Source organism: Streptomyces sp. NPDC037126 (assembly GCF_055605965.1).
Genome location: NZ_JBVJTD010000003.1, coordinates 317,362 through 336,723, shown reverse-complemented (window position 1 = coordinate 336,723; position 19,362 = coordinate 317,362). Strand labels below are relative to the sequence as shown.

The window sequence follows — 19,362 nt, the reverse complement described above, 5'->3', positions numbered from 1 at the left end:
GTTCCCGCGGCCGCCCGGTCAGCCGAGCGGATGCGCCGCCAGCAGGTCCCCGAGCCGTTCCTCGTACGCCGCCGCCGGGCCGAGCGCCAGCTCCAGGTGCTTGGCCCAGGCGTGGTACCGGTGCAGGGAGTAGTCGGTGTCCGCGCCGAACCCGCCGTGCAGATGCTGTGCCGTCTGCACGAGGCGCCGTACGCCCTCCGCCGCCCAGATCTTCGCCACGGCGACGTCCCCGGCGGCGGGCAGCGGACCCGGGGCCCCCGAGGCGATCCGCCAGGCGGCCTGCCAGAGGGTGGCCTCCATGGCCCGCAGGTCGATGTACCGGTCGGCGGCCTGCACGGCCACCGCCTGGAAGGTCGCGATCGGATACCCGAACTGCTCCCGCTTGCCGGTGTACTCGCCGGTCATGCCGAGCACCCGCTCGCCCAGCCCGAGCGCCAGCGCACAGGTGCCGGTCGCGAGCAGCGCGTGCAGCCACTCCCACGCCCCCTCGGCCTCGATGACCTCGCCCGCGCCGACGCGGGCGGACGTCAGCCGCAGCTCGGCCAGCCGTTCCCCGCTGGTGGACACCTGCTCGGCGAGCGTCACACCGTCCAGTTCGCGGGGCACGAGCGCGAGTACGCTCCGTCCGGCCGTGGTGCCCTCGATGTGCGCCGGTACGACGACGAGGTCCGCGTCGTACGCCCACGGCACCGCCGTCTGCACCCCCTCCAGCACCCACGCCGGCCCGTCCCGCCTGGCGGTGACGGCCAGTTCGGCGGGGTCGTGCCCGGTACGGCCGCTCGCGGCGACGGTCAGCACCAGCTCACCCCGCCCCGCCCGCTCCAGCAGACGCTCCCCGAGGTCCGGGCCGCCGTAGGTTCCCACGGCCGCCGCGGCCGCGCTGTGCTCCAGCAGCGGCACCCGCGCGAGGACCTTCGCCGACTCGCGCAGCACCAGGCACAGCGCGATCGCGTCCAGGCCCGCGCCGCCGTACGCGTCGTCGAGGAGCAGGCTCAGCAGGTCCGCCCCGGCGAGCCGGGACCACAGGTCCCGGTCGAGGCCGTCGGCCACGGCGCCCCTGGTGAGCGCCGGGCTGGGCACCGCGTCGGGTGCGACACCGGCGAACACTCCGCGCGCCGCCTCGGCCGCGGCCCGCTGCTCCTCGGTGAAGGTGAAGTCCACGCCTGTCCCTCCGACGGTGCGGTCATCTGACGGGCCGTCAAGATAGAACAGGTTCTAGGAGAAGTGAACCGCCCCGCACCGTTCACCGCCCAGAGCCGCCCCGTCCGGGCACACCGCCGCAGGCCAGGCCCCGGCGCCGGACGCGGGCGCACCGGTCCCGGCGTACCGCGTGGCGAGGACCACGCACGTCGGCCCGTACCCGGGGCTGCGCCCGGTGGCCGGGTCTGAGTACCGTTCCGTGCGGGTGCCGAGCTGTGGTGCTCGTGCACGATGCGGCGCCTGTGACGGGAAGCCGTACCACTGGGCTGACCCAGCCGAACGACTGACCGGAACGGGGACGGGGCGGAATGGACGCGTACGACGAGGACTCGGGGGCCGCGCGCGGCCCGGACGGGTCGGCCGGAGCGCGTCTCCCGGAGGACCGGCCGAAGGGCCTCCCGGGCGGCGAGCACTCCGGCGACCCCGGCGCTCCCGAGCCGTCCCCGCCCGGCCCCGAGGACGCCACCGCTCCGGCGGCGCCCGGCACCGCGACCGCCGCCCCGTCCCCGCCGGGGTCCGAGGACGCCGCCGCGGCAGGGCCCCGCACCGAGGACGCCGAGACCGCCGCCCCCGTGCCGCCCCGTACCGGGGTCGCCGCCCTCTCGCCCCGCTACCAGGTCGGCGCCGCGCTGGCGCTCGCGGTGGTCGCCGTCGGAGCCTGTGTGCACCTGCTGATGGTGTTCCTCAGCCTGGCACCGGACAACACGGTGTCGAAGCAGCACGGCAAGGCGGTCGAGGAGTGGGTGTACCCGGAGTTCGAGCAGAACTGGAAGCTGTTCGCGCCGAACCCGCTGCAGCAGAACATAGCCGTCCAGGTGCGCGCCGAGGTGCGCATGAAGGACGGCGGGCTGCGCACCACCGGCTGGACCGACCTGTCCGCCCAGGACGGCGCGGCCATCGACGGCAACCTGGTGCCGAGCCACACCGAGCAGAACGAGCTGCGCCGGGCCTGGGACTTCTTCACCGCCACGCACGGCGCCGACAACCGCCCCGTGGGCATGCGCGGCTCGCTCTCCGAGGAGTACCTGCGCCGGATCGTGGTGATGCGCCTGTACCGCACCGACCCGACCAGCCGGGCCGGCGTCATCCAGCAGGTGCAGGTCCGCTCCTGCACCACCAATGTGCAGCCCCCCGCCTGGAGCGGTGAGCAGGTGCCCGACAAACCCGTCTACCGGCAGTTGCCCTGGTGGACCCCGACCGCCGCCGAGGCCGCCGGAGGTGTGCGGTGAACCGCTTCTCCCTGACCCTGTCGCGCGGGATCGCCCGCGTCACGGAGGCGGCCCTCGGGCCGTACCAGAGCGCTGTGATCCGGATCGGGTTCGCCGGCACCTGGATGCTGTTCCTGCTGCGCGAGTTCCCCCACCGCCAGGAGCTGTACGGCCCCGCGGGACCCTGGGGCTGGAACCTCGCCAAGCAGCTGACCGGCGACAACCACGCCTTCACGGCCCTGCTGTGGTCGAACGGCCAGGCGTGGTTCGAGCTCTGCTACGCGGTGGCGGCCCTCGCGAGCGCGGCCCTGATGCTCGGCTGGCGCACCCGCACCGCGTCCGTCCTGTTCATGGTGGGCGTGCTGTCGCTGCAGAACCGCAGCGTCTTCGTCGGCGACGGCGGCGACAACGTGCTGCACCTGATGTCCTTCTACCTCGTGTTCACCCGGTGCGGGCAGGTGTGGTCCCTCGACGCCCGGCGCCGGGCACGCCACGAGGCGGCACGGGCCCGTGGGGAGCGGGTGCCCGCCGACCGGGTGGGGCCGGTGCTGTGGGTGCTGCTCGGCCTGGCGCTCGTCACGGCGACGGCGACCGGCCGGTTCGACAACGGATGGCTGGTCCCCGCACTGCTGTGGACGGCGTGGGCGGTGCTCGGCCTGTGGTGGGCGGCCGGCCGCCGCCCGGGGTCGGCGGAGCCGCGGATCATGCTGGACGTGATCGCCAACGTGCTGCACAACGGCGCGCTGGTCGTGATCATGGCGGAGGCGTGCCTGATCTACGCCACGGCCGGCTGGTACAAGATCCAGGGCTCGCGCTGGCAGGACGGCACCGCCGTCTACTACCCGCTCCACCTGGACTACTTCTCGCCCTGGCCCGGCCTCGCCGACCTGATGTCCTCGAGCGGCACGATCATGATGATCGTGGCCTACGGGACCGTCATGGTGCAGGTCGCCTTCCCGTTCACCCTGTTCAACCGGCGGGTGAAGAACGTCCTGCTGGTGCTGATGATGCTGGAGCACTCGGTGATCGCGGTCGTCCTCGGACTGCCGTTCTTCTCGCTGGCGATGATCACCGCGGACGCGGTCTTCCTGCCGACGTCCTTCCTGCGCGGGCTGGGCGCCCTGGTGACACGGGCGGCCGGGCGTCTCGTCCGGCGCGAGGGCCCCACGCTGCCGTCGCCGCGCACCCCCGAGGAGAGCACGGCCGGGCGCGTAGGGTTCACGGCATGACGGACCCGCTCTCCCGCTGGCGCGAGCACGCCGGTTCCGCCGTGCTGCTCGACGGCTTCCACGCCCTCAAGCACGCGCTGCGCTTCGGGGCCGAGGTGCCGGTGGCGGTCACCACCGACCGGCGGGCCGCGCTCGCCCTGGCGGACGAGCTGGCCGAGGACGTACGGGACACCCTGGACGCACTGCTCACGCAGGTGCCTGCCGAGGCGTACGCCTCACTCGTCCCGCGGCCCCATCCCACGGGAGTGGCCGCGCTGGCCGTACGGCCGTCCCGTGAGGCCAATCTGCGGGCGCTCGCCCGGACGCCCCGCCCCGCCCCCGTCGTGGTCCTCGACAACCCGCGCAACCTGGGCAACGCCGGTGCCGTGATCCGGCTGGCCGCCGGTTTCGGGGCGACCGGCGTGGTCACCACGGGCACGCTCGACCCCTGGCATCCGACGGTGGTGCGCGGCGGTGCGGGCCTGCACTTCGCGACCGCCGTGGAGCGCCTCGGCGCCGACGAGCTGCCTCCCGGGCCGCTGTTCGCCCTCGACCCCGAGGGCGAGGACATCCGCGGCACCGGGCTGCCCGACGACGCCGTGCTCGCCTTCGGGTCGGAACGCAGCGGGCTGTCCGGGGAACTGCGCGCGCGTGCCGACCATCTGCTGCGGCTGCCGATGCGCCCCCAGGTCTCCAGCTACAACCTCGCCACCAGCGTGGCGATGACGCTGTACCACTGGAGTGCGACCCAGGGGGCGCACCGCGCCCCTTAGGGGGCGGGGAGCGTCACGCCTCCCGGCGCACCTCGACGACCCGGAACCGGTTCGCCACGAACGCGCCGTCGCACAGGGCCGCGTTCGCCGCCGGGTTGCCGCCCGAACCGTGGAAGTCGGAGAAGGCGGCGGTCTGGTTCACGTACACCCCGCCGGTGAGGTTGAGCGACAGCTGGGCCGCCTCCTCCAGGCACGCCTCCTCGACGGCCTGCTCGACCTCGGGGTCGGTGGTGTAGGCGCCGACGGTCATCGCGCCCTTCTCGCGGACCGTCCGGCGCAGCAGCTCCACCGCGTCGGCCGCCGAGTCGACCGCGACGGCGAAGGAGACGGGCCCGAAGCACTCGCTCATGTAGGCGGCCTCGGCGTCCGGCTTGGCGCCGTCCAGCTTGACGATGACGGGGGTGCGGACGACCGCGCCGGGGAACTCCGGGTTGCTGACCTCGCGGGAGGCGAGGGCGACCTCGCCGAGACCGGCCGCGGCCTCCAGCCGGGCCTTGACGTCCGGGTTGACGATCGCGCCCAGCAGCGCGTTCGCGCGCGCGTCGTCGCCGAGCAGGCCGTCGACCGCGCGGGCGAGGTCGGCGGTGACCTCGTCGAAGGACTTCGGGCCCTGGTCGGTGCCGATGCCGTCCCGGGGGATCAGCAGGTTCTGCGGGGTGGTGCACATCTGGCCGCTGTACAGGGACAGCGAGAACGCCAGGTTGGACAGCATGCCCCTGTAGTCGTCGGTGGAGTGCACGATCACCGTGTTGACGCCGGCCTTCTCCGTGTAGACCTGCGCCTGGTGGGCGTTGGTCTCCAGCCAGTCGCCGAAGGACGTCGACCCGGTGTAGTCGATGATCCTGATCTCCGGGCGGGTGGCGAGGGTCTTGGCGACGCCCTCGCCGGGGCGCTCGGCGGCCAGGGCCACCAGGTTCGGGTCGAAGCCGGCCTCGGTGAGCACCTGGCGGGCCACCTGCACGGTCAGCGCCAGCGGCAGCACCGCGCGCGGGTGCGGCTTGACCAGCACCGCGTTGCCGGTCGCCAGGGAGGCGAACAGGCCCGGGTAGCCGTTCCAGGTCGGGAAGGTGTTGCAGCCGATGACCAGGCCGATGCCGCGCGGAACGGACGTGAAGTGCTTGGTGAGGACCAGCGGGTCGCGCTTGCCCTGCGGCTTGGTCCACTCCGCCGTCTCGGGGGTGCGGACCTGCTCCGCGTACGCGTACGCCACGGCCTCCAGGCCGCGGTCCTGCGCGTGCGGGCCGCCCGCCTGGAACGCCATCATGAACGCCTGGCCGCTGGTGTGCATCACCGCGTGGGCGAACTCGTGCGTCCGGTCGCTGATCCGCTTGAGGATCTCGACGCAGACCACGGCCCGCACCTCGGCGCCGGCGTCCCGCCAGGCCCGCTGACCGGCGCGCATCGCCGGGATCAGCACGTCCACGTCCGCGTGCGGGTAGCTCACGCCCAGCTCGATGCCGTACGGCGAGACCTCGCCGTCCACCCAGCCGTCCGTGCCGGGCTGGCCGAGGTCGAGACGGGTGCCCAGCAGGGCGTCGAAGGCGGCCTTGCCCGCCGCCGCGTCCAGGCTGCCGTGCTCGCCGTAGGCCTTCGGGTGCTCGGGGTGCGGTGACCAGTACGCACGTGTGCGGATCGCTTCCAGGGCCTGGTCGAGAGTGGGCCGGTGCTTGGCGATCAGCTCGGGCGCGGTCAGTTCGGCGGCCATGCGGGACCAACTCCTCGTCTGGAGAACTCTGAGCCGAGTTCACGACCTGGCATAAAGAGCAGCGGGATGGGACGGTCAGAGCTAGAGTAACCGAACGATCGGTCGGGACAAGGGGGCCTGCCGCATCTGTGGAAAACCCCGTGCGGGAGGATCGCGCACATGACAGCAATCGACCTCAGCAGCCCCGTGGCCGTCGTCGGCACCGGCACCATGGGCCAGGGCATCGCCCAGGTCGCGCTGGCCGCCGGCCATCCGGTGCGGCTCTACGACGCCGTGGCCGGACGGGCCCGGGACGCGGCCGCGGCGATCGGCGCCCGCCTCGACCGGCTCGTGGACAAGGGCCGGCTCACCGCCGCCGACCGGGACGCGGCCCGCGCCCGGCTCACGCCCGTGGACGACCTCGCCGGGCTGGCCGACTGCGCGCTGGTCGTCGAGGCCGTCCTGGAACGGCTGGACGTCAAGCAGCAGCTCTTCGCCGAGCTGGAGGACCTCGTCGCCGAGGACTGCCTGCTCGCCACCAACACCTCCTCGCTGTCGGTGACGGCGATCGGCGGCGCCCTGCGCCATCCCGGCCGCTTCGTGGGCCTGCACTTCTTCAACCCCGCGCCGCTGCTGCCGCTGGTCGAGGTCGTCTCCGGCTTCGCCACCGACGTCACGTCGGCCACGCGCGCGTACGAGACCGCCCGCGCCTGGGGCAAGACCCCGGTGGCCTGCGCGGACACCCCCGGCTTCATCGTCAACCGGATCGCCCGGCCGTTCTACGCCGAGGCGTTCGCCGTGTACGAGGCCCAGGCCGCCGACCCGGCCACCATCGACGCGGTGCTGCGCGAGTGCGGCGACTTCCGGATGGGAGCGTTCGAGCTGACCGACCTGATCGGGCAGGACGTCAACGAGTCGGTGACCCACTCGGTGTGGCAGGCCTTCTTCCAGGACGTGCGCTTCACGCCCTCCCTGGCCCAGCGCCGGCTGGTGGAGTCCGGCCGGCTCGGCCGCAAGAGCGGGCACGGCTGGTACGACCACGCCGACGGCGCCGAGCGGCCCGAGCCGCACACCGCCGACAAGGAGCAGCCGCCCGCGTACGTCGTCGCCGAGGGCGACCTCGGCCCCGCCGCCGAGCTGCTCACGCTGATCCGCGAGGCGGGCATCCGGGTGCGCGAGGAGGACGAGGACAACGGCACCCGCCTGGTGCTGCCCGGCGGCGGCCAGCTGGTCCTCGCCGACGGCCAGACCTCCGTGGAGTTCCGCGACGTCGTCCACTTCGACCTCGCCCTCGACTACCGCGGCGCCACCCGCGTCGCCCTGTCCGCCTCCCAGGACACCGCGCCCGGGACCCTCGCCGAGGCCACCGGCCTGTTCCAGGCGCTCGGCAAGGACGTCAGCGTCATCGGCGACGTCCCCGGCATGATCGTGGCCCGCACCGTCGCCCGGATCATCGACCTCGCCCACGACGCCGTCGCCAAGGGCGTGGCCACCGAGGAGGACGTCGACACCGCGATGCGCCTGGGCGTCAACTACCCGCTCGGCCCCTTCGAGTGGGACCGCAGGCTCGGCCACGAGTTCGCCTTCGACGTCCTGGACGAGATGCACGAGCGCGACCCCTCCGGACGCTACGCGCCCTCCCTCGCGCTCTACCGCCACGCCTACGCCATCGACAAGCGGGAGGGCGCCTCATGACCACGGTCAAGCGCGACACGTACACCCCCGAGACGCTGCTCTCCGTCGCCGTGCAGGTCTTCAACGAGCGCGGCTACGACGGCACCTCCATGGAGCACCTGTCCAAGGCGGCCGGCATCTCCAAGTCGTCGATCTACCACCACGTCAGCGGCAAGGAGGAGCTGCTGCGCCGGGCGGTCAGCCGCGCCCTGGACGGCCTGTTCGCCATCCTCGACGAGGAGCACGCGCGCGAGGGCCGGTCCGTCGACCGCCTGGAGCACGTCGTGCGGCGCATGGTCGAGGTGCTGATAACCGAGCTGCCCTACGTCACGCTGCTGCTGCGGGTGCGGGGCAACACCGCCACCGAGCGGTGGGCGCTGGACCGGCGCCGCGACTTCGACCACCGGGTCGCCGAGCTGCTGAAGGCGGCCGCGGCCGACGGGGACGTACGGGCGGACGTGGAGGTCCGGCTCGCCACCCGGCTGGTCTTCGGGATGATCAACTCCATCGTGGAGTGGTACCGGCCGGACCCGCACGGCGTCACGGACCGAGAGGTGGCCGACGCGGTCGTACGGCTCGTCTTCTCGGGCCTGCGGCAGGCCTGAGGCCGCCGGCCCGGCCTCCGCCCGGCCCCTTCGCCTCCCCTTCCTGTCCCGTTCCTATGCCTCCGGCTCCAGGTCCTCCTCCTCGAACACCAGCAGCGTGCGGGTGCTCAGCACCTCCGGGATCGCCTGGAGCCGCGTGAGCACCAGCTCGCGCAGTGCCCGGTTGTCGGGCGTGTGCACCAGGAGCAGCACGTCGAAGTCGCCGCCGACCAGCGCGATGTGGGAGGCGCCGGGCAGCTGTCTGAGGTGCTCGCGGACCGTGCGCCAGGTGTTCTGGACGATCTTCAGCGTGACGTAGGCCGACGTGCCGTGGCCCGCCCGCTCGTGGTCCACGCGCGCGCTGAAGCCCCGGATCACCCCGTCCTCGACGAGCCGGTTGATGCGCGCGTAGGCGTTGGCGCGGGACACGTGGACGCGCTCGGCCACGGAGCGTATCGAGGCACGGCCGTCCGACTGCAGGATCTTCAGGATGTCCTGGTCGATGGTGTCCAGCGGGCGCGGCGGCAGAAGGGCACCGCCCTGCGTGCCGTCGGCCATTTGTTCAGGTGGCATGTCCCCCCGCTTCATCGCCGTGGACGTCCTGCGTTCATTCCAGGTTGTGGAGAACCGTTTGTCCACAGCCTGGAGGTGCCTGTAGCCAAAATGTGCCGACGACCGAACAATCGGTAGGTGAGGCGGGTCACAGGCGACACGTCTCCGTAGCCGCTCCCACGAGGAGGTGCCGTCATGACGGTCATGGAGCAGCGGGGCGCGTACAAGCCGTCCCCGCCGCCCGCCTGGCAGCCCCGCACGGACCCCGCGCCACTGCTGCCCGACGCCGAGCCCTACCGCGTGCTCGGCACCGAGGCGGCCGCCAAGGCCGACCCGGACCTGCTGCGCAGGCTCCACGCCCAGCTGGTGCGCGGCCGCCGCTACAACACGCAGGCCACCGCGCTCACCAAGCAGGGCCGCCTGGCCGTCTACCCCTCCAGCACCGGCCAGGAGGCCTGCGAGGTCGCCGCCGCCCTGGCCCTGGAGGAGCGCGACTGGCTCTTCCCCAGCTACCGCGACACCCTCGCCGTCGTCAGCCGGGGCGTGGACCCCGTCGAGGCCCTCACCCTGCTGCGCGGCGACTGGCACACCGGCTACGACCCCTACGCCCACCGGGTGGCCCCCCTCAGCACCCCGCTGGCCACCCAGCTCCCGCACGCCGTCGGCCTCGCCCACGCCGCCCGCCTCAAGGGCGACGACGTGGTCGCGCTCGCCATGGTCGGCGACGGCGGCACCAGCGAGGGCGACTTCCACGAGGCGCTGAACTTCGCCGCCGTCTGGCAGGCGCCGGTCGTCTTCCTCGTGCAGAACAACGGCTTCGCCATCTCCGTCCCGCTCGCCAAGCAGACCGCCGCGCCCTCCCTGGCCCACAAGGCCGTCGGGTACGGCATGCCGGGCCGTCTGGTCGACGGCAACGACGCGGCCGCGGTGCACGAGGTCCTCAGCAAGGCCGTACGGCACGCCCGCGCGGGCGGCGGACCGACCCTGGTCGAAGCGGTGACGTACCGCATCGACGCCCACACCAACGCCGACGACGCCACCCGCTACCGGGGCGACTCCGAGATCGAGGCCTGGCGCGCCCACGACCCGGTCACGCTGCTGGAGACGGAGCTGACCGCGCGCGGCCTGATCGACGAGGCCGGCCTCGAAGCCGTACGGGAGGACGCGGAGGCGATGGCCGCCTCCCTGCGTGAGCGCATGAACCGGGACCCCGAACTCGACCCCATGGAACTCTTCGACCACGTCTACGCCGAGACCACCTCCCAGCTGCGCGAACAGCGCGCCCTGCTGCAGGCCGAGCTGGAGGCCGAGCAGGACGGGCACGGCATCCGGGAAGGCGGGGTCCGATGACCACCGTCGCCGTCAAGCCCGCCACCATGGCGCAGGCCCTCACGCGCGCGCTGCGCGACGCGATGGCCGCCGACCCCACCGTGCACGTCATGGGCGAGGACGTCGGCACCCTCGGCGGTGTCTTCCGGGTCACCGACGGGCTCGCCAAGGAGTTCGGCGAGGACCGCTGCACCGACACCCCGCTCGCCGAGGCCGGCATCCTCGGCACCGCCGTCGGCATGGCCATGTACGGCCTGCGCCCGGTGGTGGAGATGCAGTTCGACGCCTTCGCCTACCCGGCGTTCGAGCAGCTGATCAGCCATGTCTCCCGGATGCGCAACCGCACCCGCGGCCGGATGCCGATGCCGATCACCGTGCGCGTGCCCTACGGCGGCGGCATCGGCGGCGTCGAGCACCACAGCGACTCCTCCGAGGCGTACTACATGGCCACCCCCGGCCTGCACGTCGTCACGCCCGCGACCGTCGCCGACGCCTACGGTCTGCTGCGCCAGGCCATCGCCTCCGACGACCCCGTCGTCTTCATGGAGCCCAAGCGGCTGTACTGGTCCAAGGACTCCTGGAACCCCGAGCAGCCCACGGACGTGGAGCCCATCGGGCGCGCGGTCGTGCGCCGTCCGGGCACCAGCGCCACCCTCATCACCTACGGCCCCTCCGTGCCCGTCTGCATGGAGGCGGCCGAGGCCGCGCGGGCCGAGGGCTGGGACCTGGAGGTCGTCGACCTGCGCTCCCTGGTGCCGTTCGACGACGAGACGGTCTGCGCGGCCGTCCGGCGCACCGGACGCGCGGTCGTCGTGCACGAGTCCACCGGCTTCGGCGGTCCGGGCGGCGAGATCGCGGCGCGCATCACCGAGCGCTGCTTCCACCACCTGGAGGCCCCCGTGCTGCGCGTGGCCGGGTTCGACATCCCCTACCCGCCGCCCATGCTGGAGCGGCACCATCTGCCCGGCGTCGACCGCATCCTGGACGCCGTGGGCCGGCTGCAGTGGGAGGCCGAGGGCTGATGGCACAGGTGCTGGAGTTCAAGCTCCCCGACCTCGGCGAGGGACTCACCGAGGCGGAGATCGTCCGCTGGCTGGTCCAGGTCGGTGACGTCGTCGCCATCGACCAGCCGGTCGTCGAGGTCGAGACGGCCAAGGCGATGGTCGAGGTCCCCTGCCCCTACGGCGGCGTGGTCACCGCGCGCTTCGGCGAGGAGGGCACGGAACTGCCGGTCGGCGCCCCGCTGCTGACCGTGGCGGTGGGCAGCCCGGCGGCGGAGCCCGAGGGCTCCGGCAACGTCCTGGTCGGCTACGGCACCCAGGCCCCCGCGGCCCGGCGGCGCCGGGTACGGGCCGCCGCGGCGGGGACGGCCGCCGTCAACGGGCAGGCGAAGGGCCCCGCGACCGCTCCGGCGGCGCACCCGCCCGTGACCGAGGCCGCCCGGACGGCGCCGCAGCCGCGGGAGGCCGTGCCGGCCCCCGCCGAGGGGCCGGTCCCGGTGATCTCCCCGCTGGTGCGCAGGCTCGCCCGCGACAACGGCCTGGACCTGCGGCAGCTCGCCGGTTCCGGACCTGAGGGGCTGATCCTGCGGGCCGACGTCGAGGGTGCGCTGCGGACCAGGGCCGCCCAGGACCACACGGCCGCGACGCCCGCCGCCGCGGCCCCGCGAGCAGCCGCCCCGGCCCTCACGGCCCCGGGTGCCACGGTCCTGCGCGTCCCGCTCAAGGGCGTGCGCGGAGCCGTCGCCGACAAGCTGTCCCGCAGTCGCCGGGAGATCCCGGACGCGACCTGCTGGGTCGACGCGGACGCGACGGAACTGATGCGCGCGCGGGCCGCGATGAACGCGGCCGGAGCGCCGAAGATCTCCCTCCTCGCGCTGCTCGCCCGCATCTCGACCGCCGCCCTCGCCCGGTTCCCCGAGCTGAACTCCTCCGTCGACACCGAGGCCCGCGAGGTCGTCCAGCACGCCCATGTGCACCTCGGGTTCGCCGCGCAGACCGAACGCGGCCTGGTCGTACCGGTGGTCCGGGACGCCCACGCGCGCGACGCCGAGTCGCTCACCGCGGAGTTCGCCCGGCTCACCGAGTCCGCCCGCGCGGGGACGCTCACCCCCGCGGAACTCACCGGCGGCACCTTCACGTTGAACAACTACGGAGTCTTCGGCGTCGACGGCTCCACGCCGATCATCAACCACCCCGAGGCGGCCATGCTCGGCGTCGGCCGCATCATCCCCAAGCCGTGGGTGCACGAGGGCGAGCTGGCCGTGCGCCAGGTCGTGCAGCTCTCGCTCACCTTCGACCACCGGGTGTGCGACGGCGGCACGGCGGGCGGCTTCCTGCGCTACGTGGCGGACTGCGTGGAACAGCCGGCGGTGCTGCTGCGCACGCTGTGACCCCCCGGGAACCGGCGGGGACGGTCCGTGCGGGCCGTCCCCGGCCGGGTCGCGTCCCGGCCGGTCGGTTCCCTGTGATCAGCCGGGCACGCATACTCGGGGAGTGACCGACAACGCCCCCACCGCGTCCCCGGGTCCGTACGACGCCGTCGTGCTGGCCGGTGGCGCCGCGCGGCGGCTCGGCGGGGCCGACAAGCCCAGGGTCCGGGTCGGCGGCCGCGCGCTGCTCGACCGGGTGCTGACGGCCTGCGCGGGCGCCGCCACGACCGTCGTGGTGGCCGCGCCCCGGCCCACCGCGCGCCCGGTGCGCTGGGCGCGCGAGGAACCGCCCGGCGGCGGACCGGTCGCCGCGCTGGCGGCCGGCCTGCGGTACACCACGGCCGAGCACGCCGTGGTCCTCTCCGCCGACCTGCCCTTCCTCGAACCGGCCACCCTGCACCGTCTGTTGCAGACGCTCCGAGGGGCCGGCGCCGACGGTGCGCTGCTCACCGACGCGGAGGGCCGCGACCAGCCGCTCGTCGCCGCCTACCGCACCGACGCGCTGCGCCGCGAGCTGGCCGCCCTCGCGGCCGCGCCGGGCGGCCTCACCGGCCTGCCGCTGCGCCGGCTGACCGGTCCCCTCCGCCTCACCCGTGTCCCGGACCCGCTCGCGTCCTTCGACTGCGACACCTGGGACGACATCGCCGACGCCAGGGCACGCATCAGGGAGCATGGTCACGTGTTGGATGAATGGATCTCCGCAGTCAAGGACGAGCTGGGCATCGACCTGGACGTCGACATCCGTGGCCTGCTCGACCTGGCCCGTGACGCCGCGCACGGCGTGGACCGTCCCGCCGCCCCGCTGACCACCTTCCTCGTCGGCTACGCCGCCGCCCAGGGCAAGGGCGGCCCCGAGGCCGTCGCCGAGGCCGCCCACAAGGCCGCCGCGCTGGCGCTGCGCTGGGCGGAGGAGCACGACGGGGGCAAGGAAGAGAACAGCGGGGGCCCGGGCGCCCCGGACGCCGGATGACCGCCCCCGGCACCCGGACCGGGGCGCCCGCACAGGAGCGCGACGACCTCGACGTCGAGGAGGCCCTGGCCCTAGTGAGGGAAGCCAAGGACGACAGCAGCGGCCATGTCCCCGCCCCGGCATCCCAGGCGACGGGCGGGCGGCACACCGCACGGCACCGCGCGACCCCCTGGCCGGAGGCCCGCGAGATCGCCGCCCGGGCCGTCCGGTCCCGCGCCCGCCGCGCCCCGGTCTCCGTGGCCCTCGGCGACGCCCTCGGCCTGGTGCTGGCCGCGCCCCTCGACGCGCTCACCGACCTGCCCTCCTTCGACACCTCCGCGATGGACGGCTGGGCGGTCGCCGGTCCCGGGCCCTGGGAGGTGCGCGACGAGGGAGTGCTCGCCGGGCACGCGCAGCCCGAGCCGCTCACCGACGGCGAGGCGGTCCGCATCGCGACCGGCGCCCGCATCCCCGCCGACACCACCGCCGTACTGCGCAGCGAGCACGGCCGCACGGACGCCCAGGGCCGGCTGCACGCCACCCGGGAGGCGGCCCACGGTCAGGACATCCGCCCCCGCGGCCAGGAGTGCCGCACCGGCGACCAGTTGCTGCCCGTCGGCACCCTGATCACCCCGGCCGTCCTGGGACTCGCCGCGGCCGCCGGATACGACACGGTCACCGTCGTCCCCCGTCCCCGCGCCGAAGTTCTCGTCCTCGGTGACGAGTTGCTCACCGAGGGCCTTCCGCACGACGGACTGATCCGGGACGCGCTCGGCCCCATGCTGCCGCCCTGGCTGCGGGCACTCGGCGCCGAGGTCGTCGCGGTACGCCGGATCGGCGACGACGCCAGGGCCCTGCGCAAGGCCGTCACCGGCTCCACGGCCGACCTCGTCGTCACCACCGGAGGCACCGCCGCCGGCCCGGTCGACCATGTCCACCCCACCCTGGAGCGCATCGGCGCCGAACTCCTCGTCGACGGCGTCAAGGTGCGCCCCGGCCATCCGATGCTGCTGGCCCGCCTCAAGGAGGAACAGCACCTGGTCGGTCTGCCCGGCAACCCTCTCGCGGCCGTCTCCGGCCTGCTCACGCTCGCCGAGCCGCTGCTGCGCACGCTGGCCGCCCGCCCGGCCCCCGAGCCGTACACGCTGCCGCTGAAGGAGGCGGTGCAGGGGCACCCGTACGACACCCGGCTCATCCCGGTGGTGCTGCGCGGCGACCGCGCCGTACCGCTGCACTACAACGGTCCGGCCATGCTGCGCGGCGTCGCCGCCTCCGACGCGCTGGCCGTCGTACCGCCGGGCGGGGCCCGGCAGGGCGAGGAGACGGAGCTGCTGGACCTGCCGTGGGCGGCGGCGGGCATCGGCGTGTGTTTCACGTGAAACATCCCAGGTGCCCTGCCCGGTAGCGAACCGTACGGGGGAGTAGCGTCGCCGGTATGCATGCGATCACGATTCCCGAACCTGGTGGTCCCGAGGCGCTGGTGTGGGACGAGGTCCCCGACCCGGTGCCCGGCGAGGGCGAGGTGCTGGTCGAGGTGGTGGCCAGCGCCGTCAACCGCGCCGACATCCTGCAGCGGCAGGGCTTCTACAACCCGCCGTCCGGCGCCTCCCCCTACCCCGGCCTGGAGTGCTCCGGCAGGATCGCCGCCCTCGGCCCCGGAGTGTCCGGCTGGGCCGTCGGCGACGAGGTGTGCGCGCTGCTCTCGGGCGGCGGCTACGCCCAGAAGGTCGCCGTGCCGGCCGGGCAGCTGCTGCCCGTGCCCGAGGGCGTCGACCTCCGGCAGGCGGCCGCGCTGCCCGAGGTGGTGTGCACGGTCTGGTCCAACGTGTTCATGATCGCCCACCTGCGCCCCGGCGAGACGCTGCTGGTGCACGGCGGTGCCAGCGGCATCGGCACCATGGCGATCCAGCTGGCCAAGGCCGTCGGTGCCCGGATCGCGGTGACCGCCGGCACCAAGGAGAAGCTGGACCAGTGTGCCGAGCTGGGGGCGGACATCCTCGTCAACTACCGGGAGCAGGACTTCGTCGCCGAGGTCATGCAGGCCACGGACGGGGCGGGCGCCGATGTCATCCTCGACAACATGGGTGCCAAGTACCTGGGCCGCAACGTCCAGACGCTCGCCGTCAACGGGCGTCTGGCGATCATCGGAATGCAGGGCGGGATCAAGGGCGAGCTGAACATCGGCACGCTGCTGAACAAGCGGGCCGCCATCAGCGCGACCTCGCTGAGGGCGCGTCCGCTGGGCGAGAAGGCGGCCATCGTCGCCGCCGTGCGTGAGCATGTGTGGCCGTTGCTCGCCGCCGGGCAGGTGCGGCCGGTGGTGGACCGCGAGCTGCCGATGCCGGAGGCCCCTCGGGCGCACGAGGTGGTGGAGGCGAGCGGCCACATCGGCAAGGTGCTGCTGGTGACCCCGTGACCCCGTGACCCCGTGACCCCGTGACCGCGGCGCCCGGGGTCCGGTGACGGCGGCGCCCGGGGTCCCCCCGAAGGGGCACCCCGGGCGCGCGTGCGCGGTGGTCAGCTCTTGCGGAGCCGGAGGCCCAGGAACGCGAGGCCCAGGCCGAGTCCGATGAGGACGAGGCCGCTGCCGAGCGGCAGGATGCGCAGGACCGGCCCGTCGGCGTCGTCGCCCTGCTGGGCCGCGCTCTGGCCGGCCGGCTGCCGCGAGGGCCGCGCGGGGTCGAGGCCCGCCTCCGCGGGCGGCTGTGAGGCCGCCGGTGACCGGACCGGGGTCTCCGCGGTCTCCGGCTCCTCCGGCCGCGCGGCGGCCGTGCCGGGGGTCCGGGTGTGCACGGGATCGTCGTCGCCCTCCACCTCGGCCATGGGTCCGTCCGGCCGGCCCGGCCGCATCCGGCCCTCCCCGGCCGGGCTCCCGGCGCGGGACGGCCGCGCGGCCTCCGGCGTGTACGAGGCCGAGTCCGAGGGCAGGGGCACGGAGGTGGCAGGGCCGCCGTCGGCGGTGGAGGCGTGCTCGTGCGCGTGGTCGTCGCCGGGGTGGTCGGGGTGCTGGGGGTGGTCGGAGCGGCCGGGGCGGCCGGGGCGCTCATGGCCCGCGTGTCCCGCGGCGGACGAGCGCGGCGGGCCGGGCTCGGAGGCGTACGCGGTGGCGGTGCCGTACACCGGCAGGGCCGTGGTGAGGACGAGCAGCAGTCGTAGAGCGCGGAGCTCGGATCGCAGCCATGGAGTCACGTCGGTGACCTCCCGGAGCCCAGGTTGTCGTGATCGATGGAAAAAACCGACGGAATCCAGCCTCACATTCACTGACTTAAGGGGCATTCCGGATTGGGCCGACAGGTCTAAACGGTGGATCATCCCCAAGAGGGGGCACCACGGTGATGAGGTGTACCGGTGCGAGAGAATGGCGGCATGGAGATGCCGAGGAACGAACGGTCGCCGGAGAGTCCCCAGATCCTTGTCGTGGGCCAGGACGGGATGGCGCTCGGCGGCGGCAACGGGGACGACGACTCCCGCGAGATTCCGGTGACGGAGCAGGTCGAGCAGCCTGCCAAGGTCATGCGGATCGGCAGCATGATCAAGCAGCTCCTGGAGGAGGTGCGCGCGGCTCCCCTGGACGAGGCCAGCAGGGTGCGGCTGAAGGAGATCCACGCCAGCTCGGTGAAGGAGCTGGAGGACGGTCTGGCACCCGAGCTGGTCGAGGAACTGGAGCGGCTCTCGCTGCCGTTCACCGACGACGCGACCCCGAGCGATGCGGAACTGCGCATCGCGCAGGCGCAGTTGGTGGGCTGGCTGGAGGGCCTCTTCCACGGGATCCAGACGACGCTGTTCGCCCAGCAGATGGCCGCGCGGGCCCAGTTGGAGTCGATGCGCCGCGCCCTCCCGCCGGGCGTGACGGGTCCCGAGGGCGACGACCCCCGCACCGTGGGCCGTTCGGGCGGCCCGTACCTGTAGGACGACACGGGAAAGGGGCCCGGCGCACTGCGCCGGGCCCCTTTCCCGTGTGCCTCACCGAGGCGGGTGCGTCACTACTGCGGATTGCCCGTGGACACGCTCAGCTCGACCTTGCCCGGGTTCTTCGGGTCGACGTCCGTGCCGGCGGTGGGGAACTGGTCCAGCACGGTCCCCTGGCCCCAGGTGTTCTCGTCCTCGTTCTTGATGGTCCACTGCCAGCCCGCGGCCTGGAAGCAGGCCTTCACGGAGTCGATGTCCTTGTACCGGAAGTCGGGCAGCCGGATCTTCTTCGGGTCGCTGTAGGACTCGTCGGGCTCGGTGCACTTGGTCTTGTCGATCACCCGGCTGGTGTCCGGCCCGCGGTAGCCCGCCCGCTGCGAGGTCGAGGTCGAGGCGCTCGCGCCGCCACTGCCGCCCTTGTCGTCGCTGCCGGCGTTGTTGAGCGTCAGCGCGACGATCAGGCCGGCGACCGCGACGAGCGACACCACGACCGAGCCGATGATCACCGGCTTGTTGTTCCTGCCGCCGCCGGAGCCGGACGACTGCGTGGCCGTCTGCGGGGAGATCGTGTACGGCGGCGGCGTGCCCGGGGCGGTCTGGCCCTGCGGGCCGTAGCCCACCGGAGGCGTCTGGTAGCCGCCCTGCTGCGGGTAGCCGTAGCCCGCGGGCGTGGCCGGGGCGGGCGTGGCCGGGCCGTACGGACCCGGCTGGTACGGCGTCTGCACCGGCCCGGCGGGTGCCTGGACCGACTGGTCGACCGGCGGGAACACCGCCGAGCCGACCCCGGCGCCGCTCTGCTGCGGCCCGGCGCCCGGCACGATGCTCGGCGGAGCCGCCTGGACGGAGGCGGCGACCCGCAGGCACTCGTCGCGCATGGCCTCGGCGGTCGGGAAGCGCTCGTTCGGGTTCTTCTTCAGCGCGCGGGCGACCAGCGCGTCCACCGCCGGGGGCAGCGAGCGGTTGACCGAGGAGGGAGCCACCGGCTCCTCCTGCACATGCGCGTAGGCGATCGCCAGCGGCGAGTCCGCGTCGAACGGCAGCCGCCCGGTGACCAGCTGGAAGAGCATGATGCCGACCGAGTACAGGTCGGAGCGGGCGTCCACGCCGCGGCCGAGGGCCTGCTCGGGCGAGAGGTACTGCGGGGTGCCGACGACCATGCCGGTCTGCGTCATCGACGTCACACCGGACTGCATGGCGCGGGCGATGCCGAAGTCCATGACCTTGACCACGCCGCGCTTGGTCACCATCACGTTGCCCGGCTTGATGTCGCGGTGGACCAGCCCCATCTCGTGGCTGATCTCCAGCGCCGCCAGCACGTCGGCGGTGACCTTGAGCGCCTTGTCGGCCGGCATGGCGCCCTGCTGCCGGATGTCCTCCTCGAGGACCGAGCCGAGCGGGCGGCCCTCGACGTACTCCATGACGATGAACGGCGTCGTCACGCCGTTCAGCGCGTCCTCGCCCGTGTCGAAGACGGAGACGATATTGGTGTGCGTGAGCTTCGCCACGGCCTGGGCCTCGCGGCGAAAGCGCTCTCGGAAGGCCTGTTCCCGGCCGAGTTCGGTGTGCAGCGTCTTGATGGCGACCTGGCGGTCCAGCACGGCGTCGTACGCCAGGTGGACCGAGGCCATTCCGCCCTCACCGAGCAAGTCGCGCAGCTGGTATCGGCCGCCGGCCAGCGCCTGCCCCGTGTACCGGCCGTGTGCGCCGTCCTGGCTCATCTCTCCGCGTCCCCCACTGGCCGTCCGGCGCCGTCACCCCGCGAACTGGCCTTGATCGAATGTGTCATTCCCGGCCAAGTCTGCCCCAGGGCACTGACACGTCAAGCTCGGTGCCCGTTCCGTGACCGTACGCGCAAGAAGCG

Annotated in this window: 17 protein-coding genes; 12 read left to right on the top strand and 5 right to left on the bottom strand. The window is 73.7% G+C overall.

Annotated features, from left to right (window positions below; all coding sequences use genetic code 11):
- Window positions 1–18: 18 nt before the first annotated feature.
- The gene (locus ACZ7FF_RS10175) at window positions 19–1,161 is read right to left on the bottom strand and encodes an acyl-CoA dehydrogenase family protein (protein WP_470811028.1); all 1,143 of its coding nucleotides are present in this window, start codon (window positions 1,159–1,161) and stop codon (window positions 19–21) included.
- Between the two features lie 347 nt (window positions 1,162–1,508).
- On the opposite strand from ACZ7FF_RS10175, the gene ACZ7FF_RS10170 reads away from it, so the two are divergent.
- Genes ACZ7FF_RS10170 through ACZ7FF_RS10160 form a run of 3 tightly spaced genes read left to right on the top strand, consistent with a single transcriptional unit; the run spans window position 1,509 to window position 4,389 of the window.
- Window positions 1,509–2,429, top strand: a complete 921-nt coding sequence (locus ACZ7FF_RS10170) for a DUF5819 family protein (protein WP_470811026.1) — start codon at window positions 1,509–1,511, stop codon at window positions 2,427–2,429.
- Window positions 2,426–3,637, top strand: coding sequence for an HTTM domain-containing protein (locus ACZ7FF_RS10165; RefSeq protein WP_470811025.1), 1,212 nt, complete (start codon window positions 2,426–2,428; stop codon window positions 3,635–3,637). Before ACZ7FF_RS10170 ends, ACZ7FF_RS10165 begins: the two co-directional genes overlap by 4 nt.
- The gene (locus tag ACZ7FF_RS10160) at window positions 3,634–4,389 is read left to right on the top strand and encodes a TrmH family RNA methyltransferase (protein ID WP_470811023.1); all 756 of its coding nucleotides are present in this window, start codon (window positions 3,634–3,636) and stop codon (window positions 4,387–4,389) included. Before ACZ7FF_RS10165 ends, ACZ7FF_RS10160 begins: the two co-directional genes overlap by 4 nt.
- 13 nt (window positions 4,390–4,402) lie before the next feature.
- Here the strand turns inward: ACZ7FF_RS10160 and paaN are convergent, their stop codons facing one another.
- Window positions 4,403–6,094 (bottom strand): phenylacetic acid degradation protein PaaN, encoded by a 1,692-nt coding sequence (gene paaN / locus ACZ7FF_RS10155; protein WP_470811021.1) that lies wholly within the window; start codon window positions 6,092–6,094, stop codon window positions 4,403–4,405.
- A gap of 159 nt (window positions 6,095–6,253) precedes the next feature.
- On the opposite strand from paaN, the gene ACZ7FF_RS10150 reads away from it, so the two are divergent.
- Both ACZ7FF_RS10150 and ACZ7FF_RS10145 read left to right on the top strand, forming a co-directional pair.
- Window positions 6,254–7,768, top strand: a complete 1,515-nt coding sequence (locus ACZ7FF_RS10150; protein ID WP_470811019.1) for a 3-hydroxyacyl-CoA dehydrogenase — start codon at window positions 6,254–6,256, stop codon at window positions 7,766–7,768.
- Window positions 7,765–8,352 (top strand): TetR/AcrR family transcriptional regulator, encoded by a 588-nt coding sequence (locus tag ACZ7FF_RS10145; RefSeq protein ID WP_470811017.1) that lies wholly within the window; start codon window positions 7,765–7,767, stop codon window positions 8,350–8,352. The genes ACZ7FF_RS10150 and ACZ7FF_RS10145 overlap by 4 nt, the downstream gene beginning before the upstream one ends.
- A gap of 54 nt (window positions 8,353–8,406) precedes the next feature.
- On the opposite strand, the gene ACZ7FF_RS10140 is transcribed toward ACZ7FF_RS10145, so the two are convergent.
- Window positions 8,407–8,904 (bottom strand): Lrp/AsnC family transcriptional regulator, encoded by a 498-nt coding sequence (locus tag ACZ7FF_RS10140; protein ID WP_470811015.1) that lies wholly within the window; start codon window positions 8,902–8,904, stop codon window positions 8,407–8,409.
- 174 nt (window positions 8,905–9,078) lie between these two features.
- Here ACZ7FF_RS10140 and pdhA point away from each other — a divergent pair, with 174 nt between their 5' ends.
- The 6 genes from pdhA (at window position 9,079) to ACZ7FF_RS10110 (ending at window position 16,008) form a co-directional block, all read left to right on the top strand.
- Window positions 9,079–10,233 (top strand): pyruvate dehydrogenase (acetyl-transferring) E1 component subunit alpha, encoded by a 1,155-nt coding sequence (pdhA, locus tag ACZ7FF_RS10135; protein ID WP_470811013.1) that lies wholly within the window; start codon window positions 9,079–9,081, stop codon window positions 10,231–10,233.
- Window positions 10,230–11,234: an alpha-ketoacid dehydrogenase subunit beta gene (locus ACZ7FF_RS10130; protein WP_470811011.1), complete on the top strand. Its 1,005-nt coding sequence runs from the start codon at window positions 10,230–10,232 to the stop codon at window positions 11,232–11,234. The genes pdhA and ACZ7FF_RS10130 overlap by 4 nt, the downstream gene beginning before the upstream one ends.
- On the top strand, window positions 11,234–12,604 hold the full coding sequence (locus ACZ7FF_RS10125; protein WP_470811009.1) for a dihydrolipoamide acetyltransferase family protein: 1,371 nt from the start codon (window positions 11,234–11,236) through the stop codon (window positions 12,602–12,604). The genes ACZ7FF_RS10130 and ACZ7FF_RS10125 overlap by 1 nt, the downstream gene beginning before the upstream one ends.
- A gap of 103 nt (window positions 12,605–12,707) precedes the next feature.
- Window positions 12,708–13,613 carry an NTP transferase domain-containing protein gene (locus ACZ7FF_RS10120; protein WP_470811007.1) on the top strand — a complete coding sequence of 302 codons (906 nt, stop codon included), beginning with the start codon at window positions 12,708–12,710 and terminating at the stop codon, window positions 13,611–13,613.
- Window positions 13,610–14,971 (top strand): molybdopterin molybdotransferase MoeA, encoded by a 1,362-nt coding sequence (locus ACZ7FF_RS10115; protein ID WP_470811006.1) that lies wholly within the window; start codon window positions 13,610–13,612, stop codon window positions 14,969–14,971. Before ACZ7FF_RS10120 ends, ACZ7FF_RS10115 begins: the two co-directional genes overlap by 4 nt.
- Before the next feature lie 56 nt (window positions 14,972–15,027).
- Window positions 15,028–16,008, top strand: coding sequence for an NAD(P)H-quinone oxidoreductase (locus ACZ7FF_RS10110; RefSeq protein ID WP_470811005.1), 981 nt, complete (start codon window positions 15,028–15,030; stop codon window positions 16,006–16,008).
- Between the two features lie 101 nt (window positions 16,009–16,109).
- Here ACZ7FF_RS10110 and ACZ7FF_RS10105 read toward each other — a convergent pair whose 3' ends face one another.
- Window positions 16,110–16,781, bottom strand: a complete 672-nt coding sequence (locus ACZ7FF_RS10105; protein WP_470811003.1) for a hypothetical protein — start codon at window positions 16,779–16,781, stop codon at window positions 16,110–16,112.
- A gap of 177 nt (window positions 16,782–16,958) precedes the next feature.
- On the opposite strand from ACZ7FF_RS10105, the gene ACZ7FF_RS10100 reads away from it, so the two are divergent.
- Window positions 16,959–17,501 carry a bacterial proteasome activator family protein gene (locus ACZ7FF_RS10100; protein WP_470811001.1) on the top strand — a complete coding sequence of 181 codons (543 nt, stop codon included), beginning with the start codon at window positions 16,959–16,961 and terminating at the stop codon, window positions 17,499–17,501.
- 74 nt (window positions 17,502–17,575) lie between these two features.
- Here the strand turns inward: ACZ7FF_RS10100 and ACZ7FF_RS10095 are convergent, their stop codons facing one another.
- Window positions 17,576–19,219 (bottom strand): protein kinase domain-containing protein, encoded by a 1,644-nt coding sequence (locus ACZ7FF_RS10095; RefSeq protein WP_470810999.1) that lies wholly within the window; start codon window positions 19,217–19,219, stop codon window positions 17,576–17,578.
- Between the last annotated feature and the right edge of the window lie 143 nt (window positions 19,220–19,362).

Bases quoted from the DNA above. Each gene is read 5' to 3' on its own strand.
- ACZ7FF_RS10170 (WP_470811026.1), top strand. From the start codon at position 1,509: ATGGACGCGTACGACGAGGACTCGGGGGCCGCGCGCGGCCCGGACGGG.
- ACZ7FF_RS10160 (WP_470811023.1), top strand. From the start codon at position 3,634: ATGACGGACCCGCTCTCCCGCTGGCGCGAGCACGCCGGTTCCGCCGTG.
- paaN (WP_470811021.1), bottom strand. From the start codon at position 6,094: ATGGCCGCCGAACTGACCGCGCCCGAGCTGATCGCCAAGCACCGGCCC.
- ACZ7FF_RS10150 (WP_470811019.1), top strand. From the start codon at position 6,254: ATGACAGCAATCGACCTCAGCAGCCCCGTGGCCGTCGTCGGCACCGGC.
- ACZ7FF_RS10145 (WP_470811017.1), top strand. From the start codon at position 7,765: ATGACCACGGTCAAGCGCGACACGTACACCCCCGAGACGCTGCTCTCC.
- ACZ7FF_RS10140 (WP_470811015.1), bottom strand. From the start codon at position 8,904: ATGCCACCTGAACAAATGGCCGACGGCACGCAGGGCGGTGCCCTTCTG.
- pdhA (WP_470811013.1), top strand. From the start codon at position 9,079: ATGACGGTCATGGAGCAGCGGGGCGCGTACAAGCCGTCCCCGCCGCCC.
- ACZ7FF_RS10130 (WP_470811011.1), top strand. From the start codon at position 10,230: ATGACCACCGTCGCCGTCAAGCCCGCCACCATGGCGCAGGCCCTCACG.
- ACZ7FF_RS10125 (WP_470811009.1), top strand. From the start codon at position 11,234: ATGGCACAGGTGCTGGAGTTCAAGCTCCCCGACCTCGGCGAGGGACTC.
- ACZ7FF_RS10115 (WP_470811006.1), top strand. From the start codon at position 13,610: ATGACCGCCCCCGGCACCCGGACCGGGGCGCCCGCACAGGAGCGCGAC.
- ACZ7FF_RS10110 (WP_470811005.1), top strand. From the start codon at position 15,028: ATGCATGCGATCACGATTCCCGAACCTGGTGGTCCCGAGGCGCTGGTG.
- ACZ7FF_RS10100 (WP_470811001.1), top strand. From the start codon at position 16,959: ATGGAGATGCCGAGGAACGAACGGTCGCCGGAGAGTCCCCAGATCCTT.
- ACZ7FF_RS10095 (WP_470810999.1), bottom strand. From the start codon at position 19,219: ATGAGCCAGGACGGCGCACACGGCCGGTACACGGGGCAGGCGCTGGCC.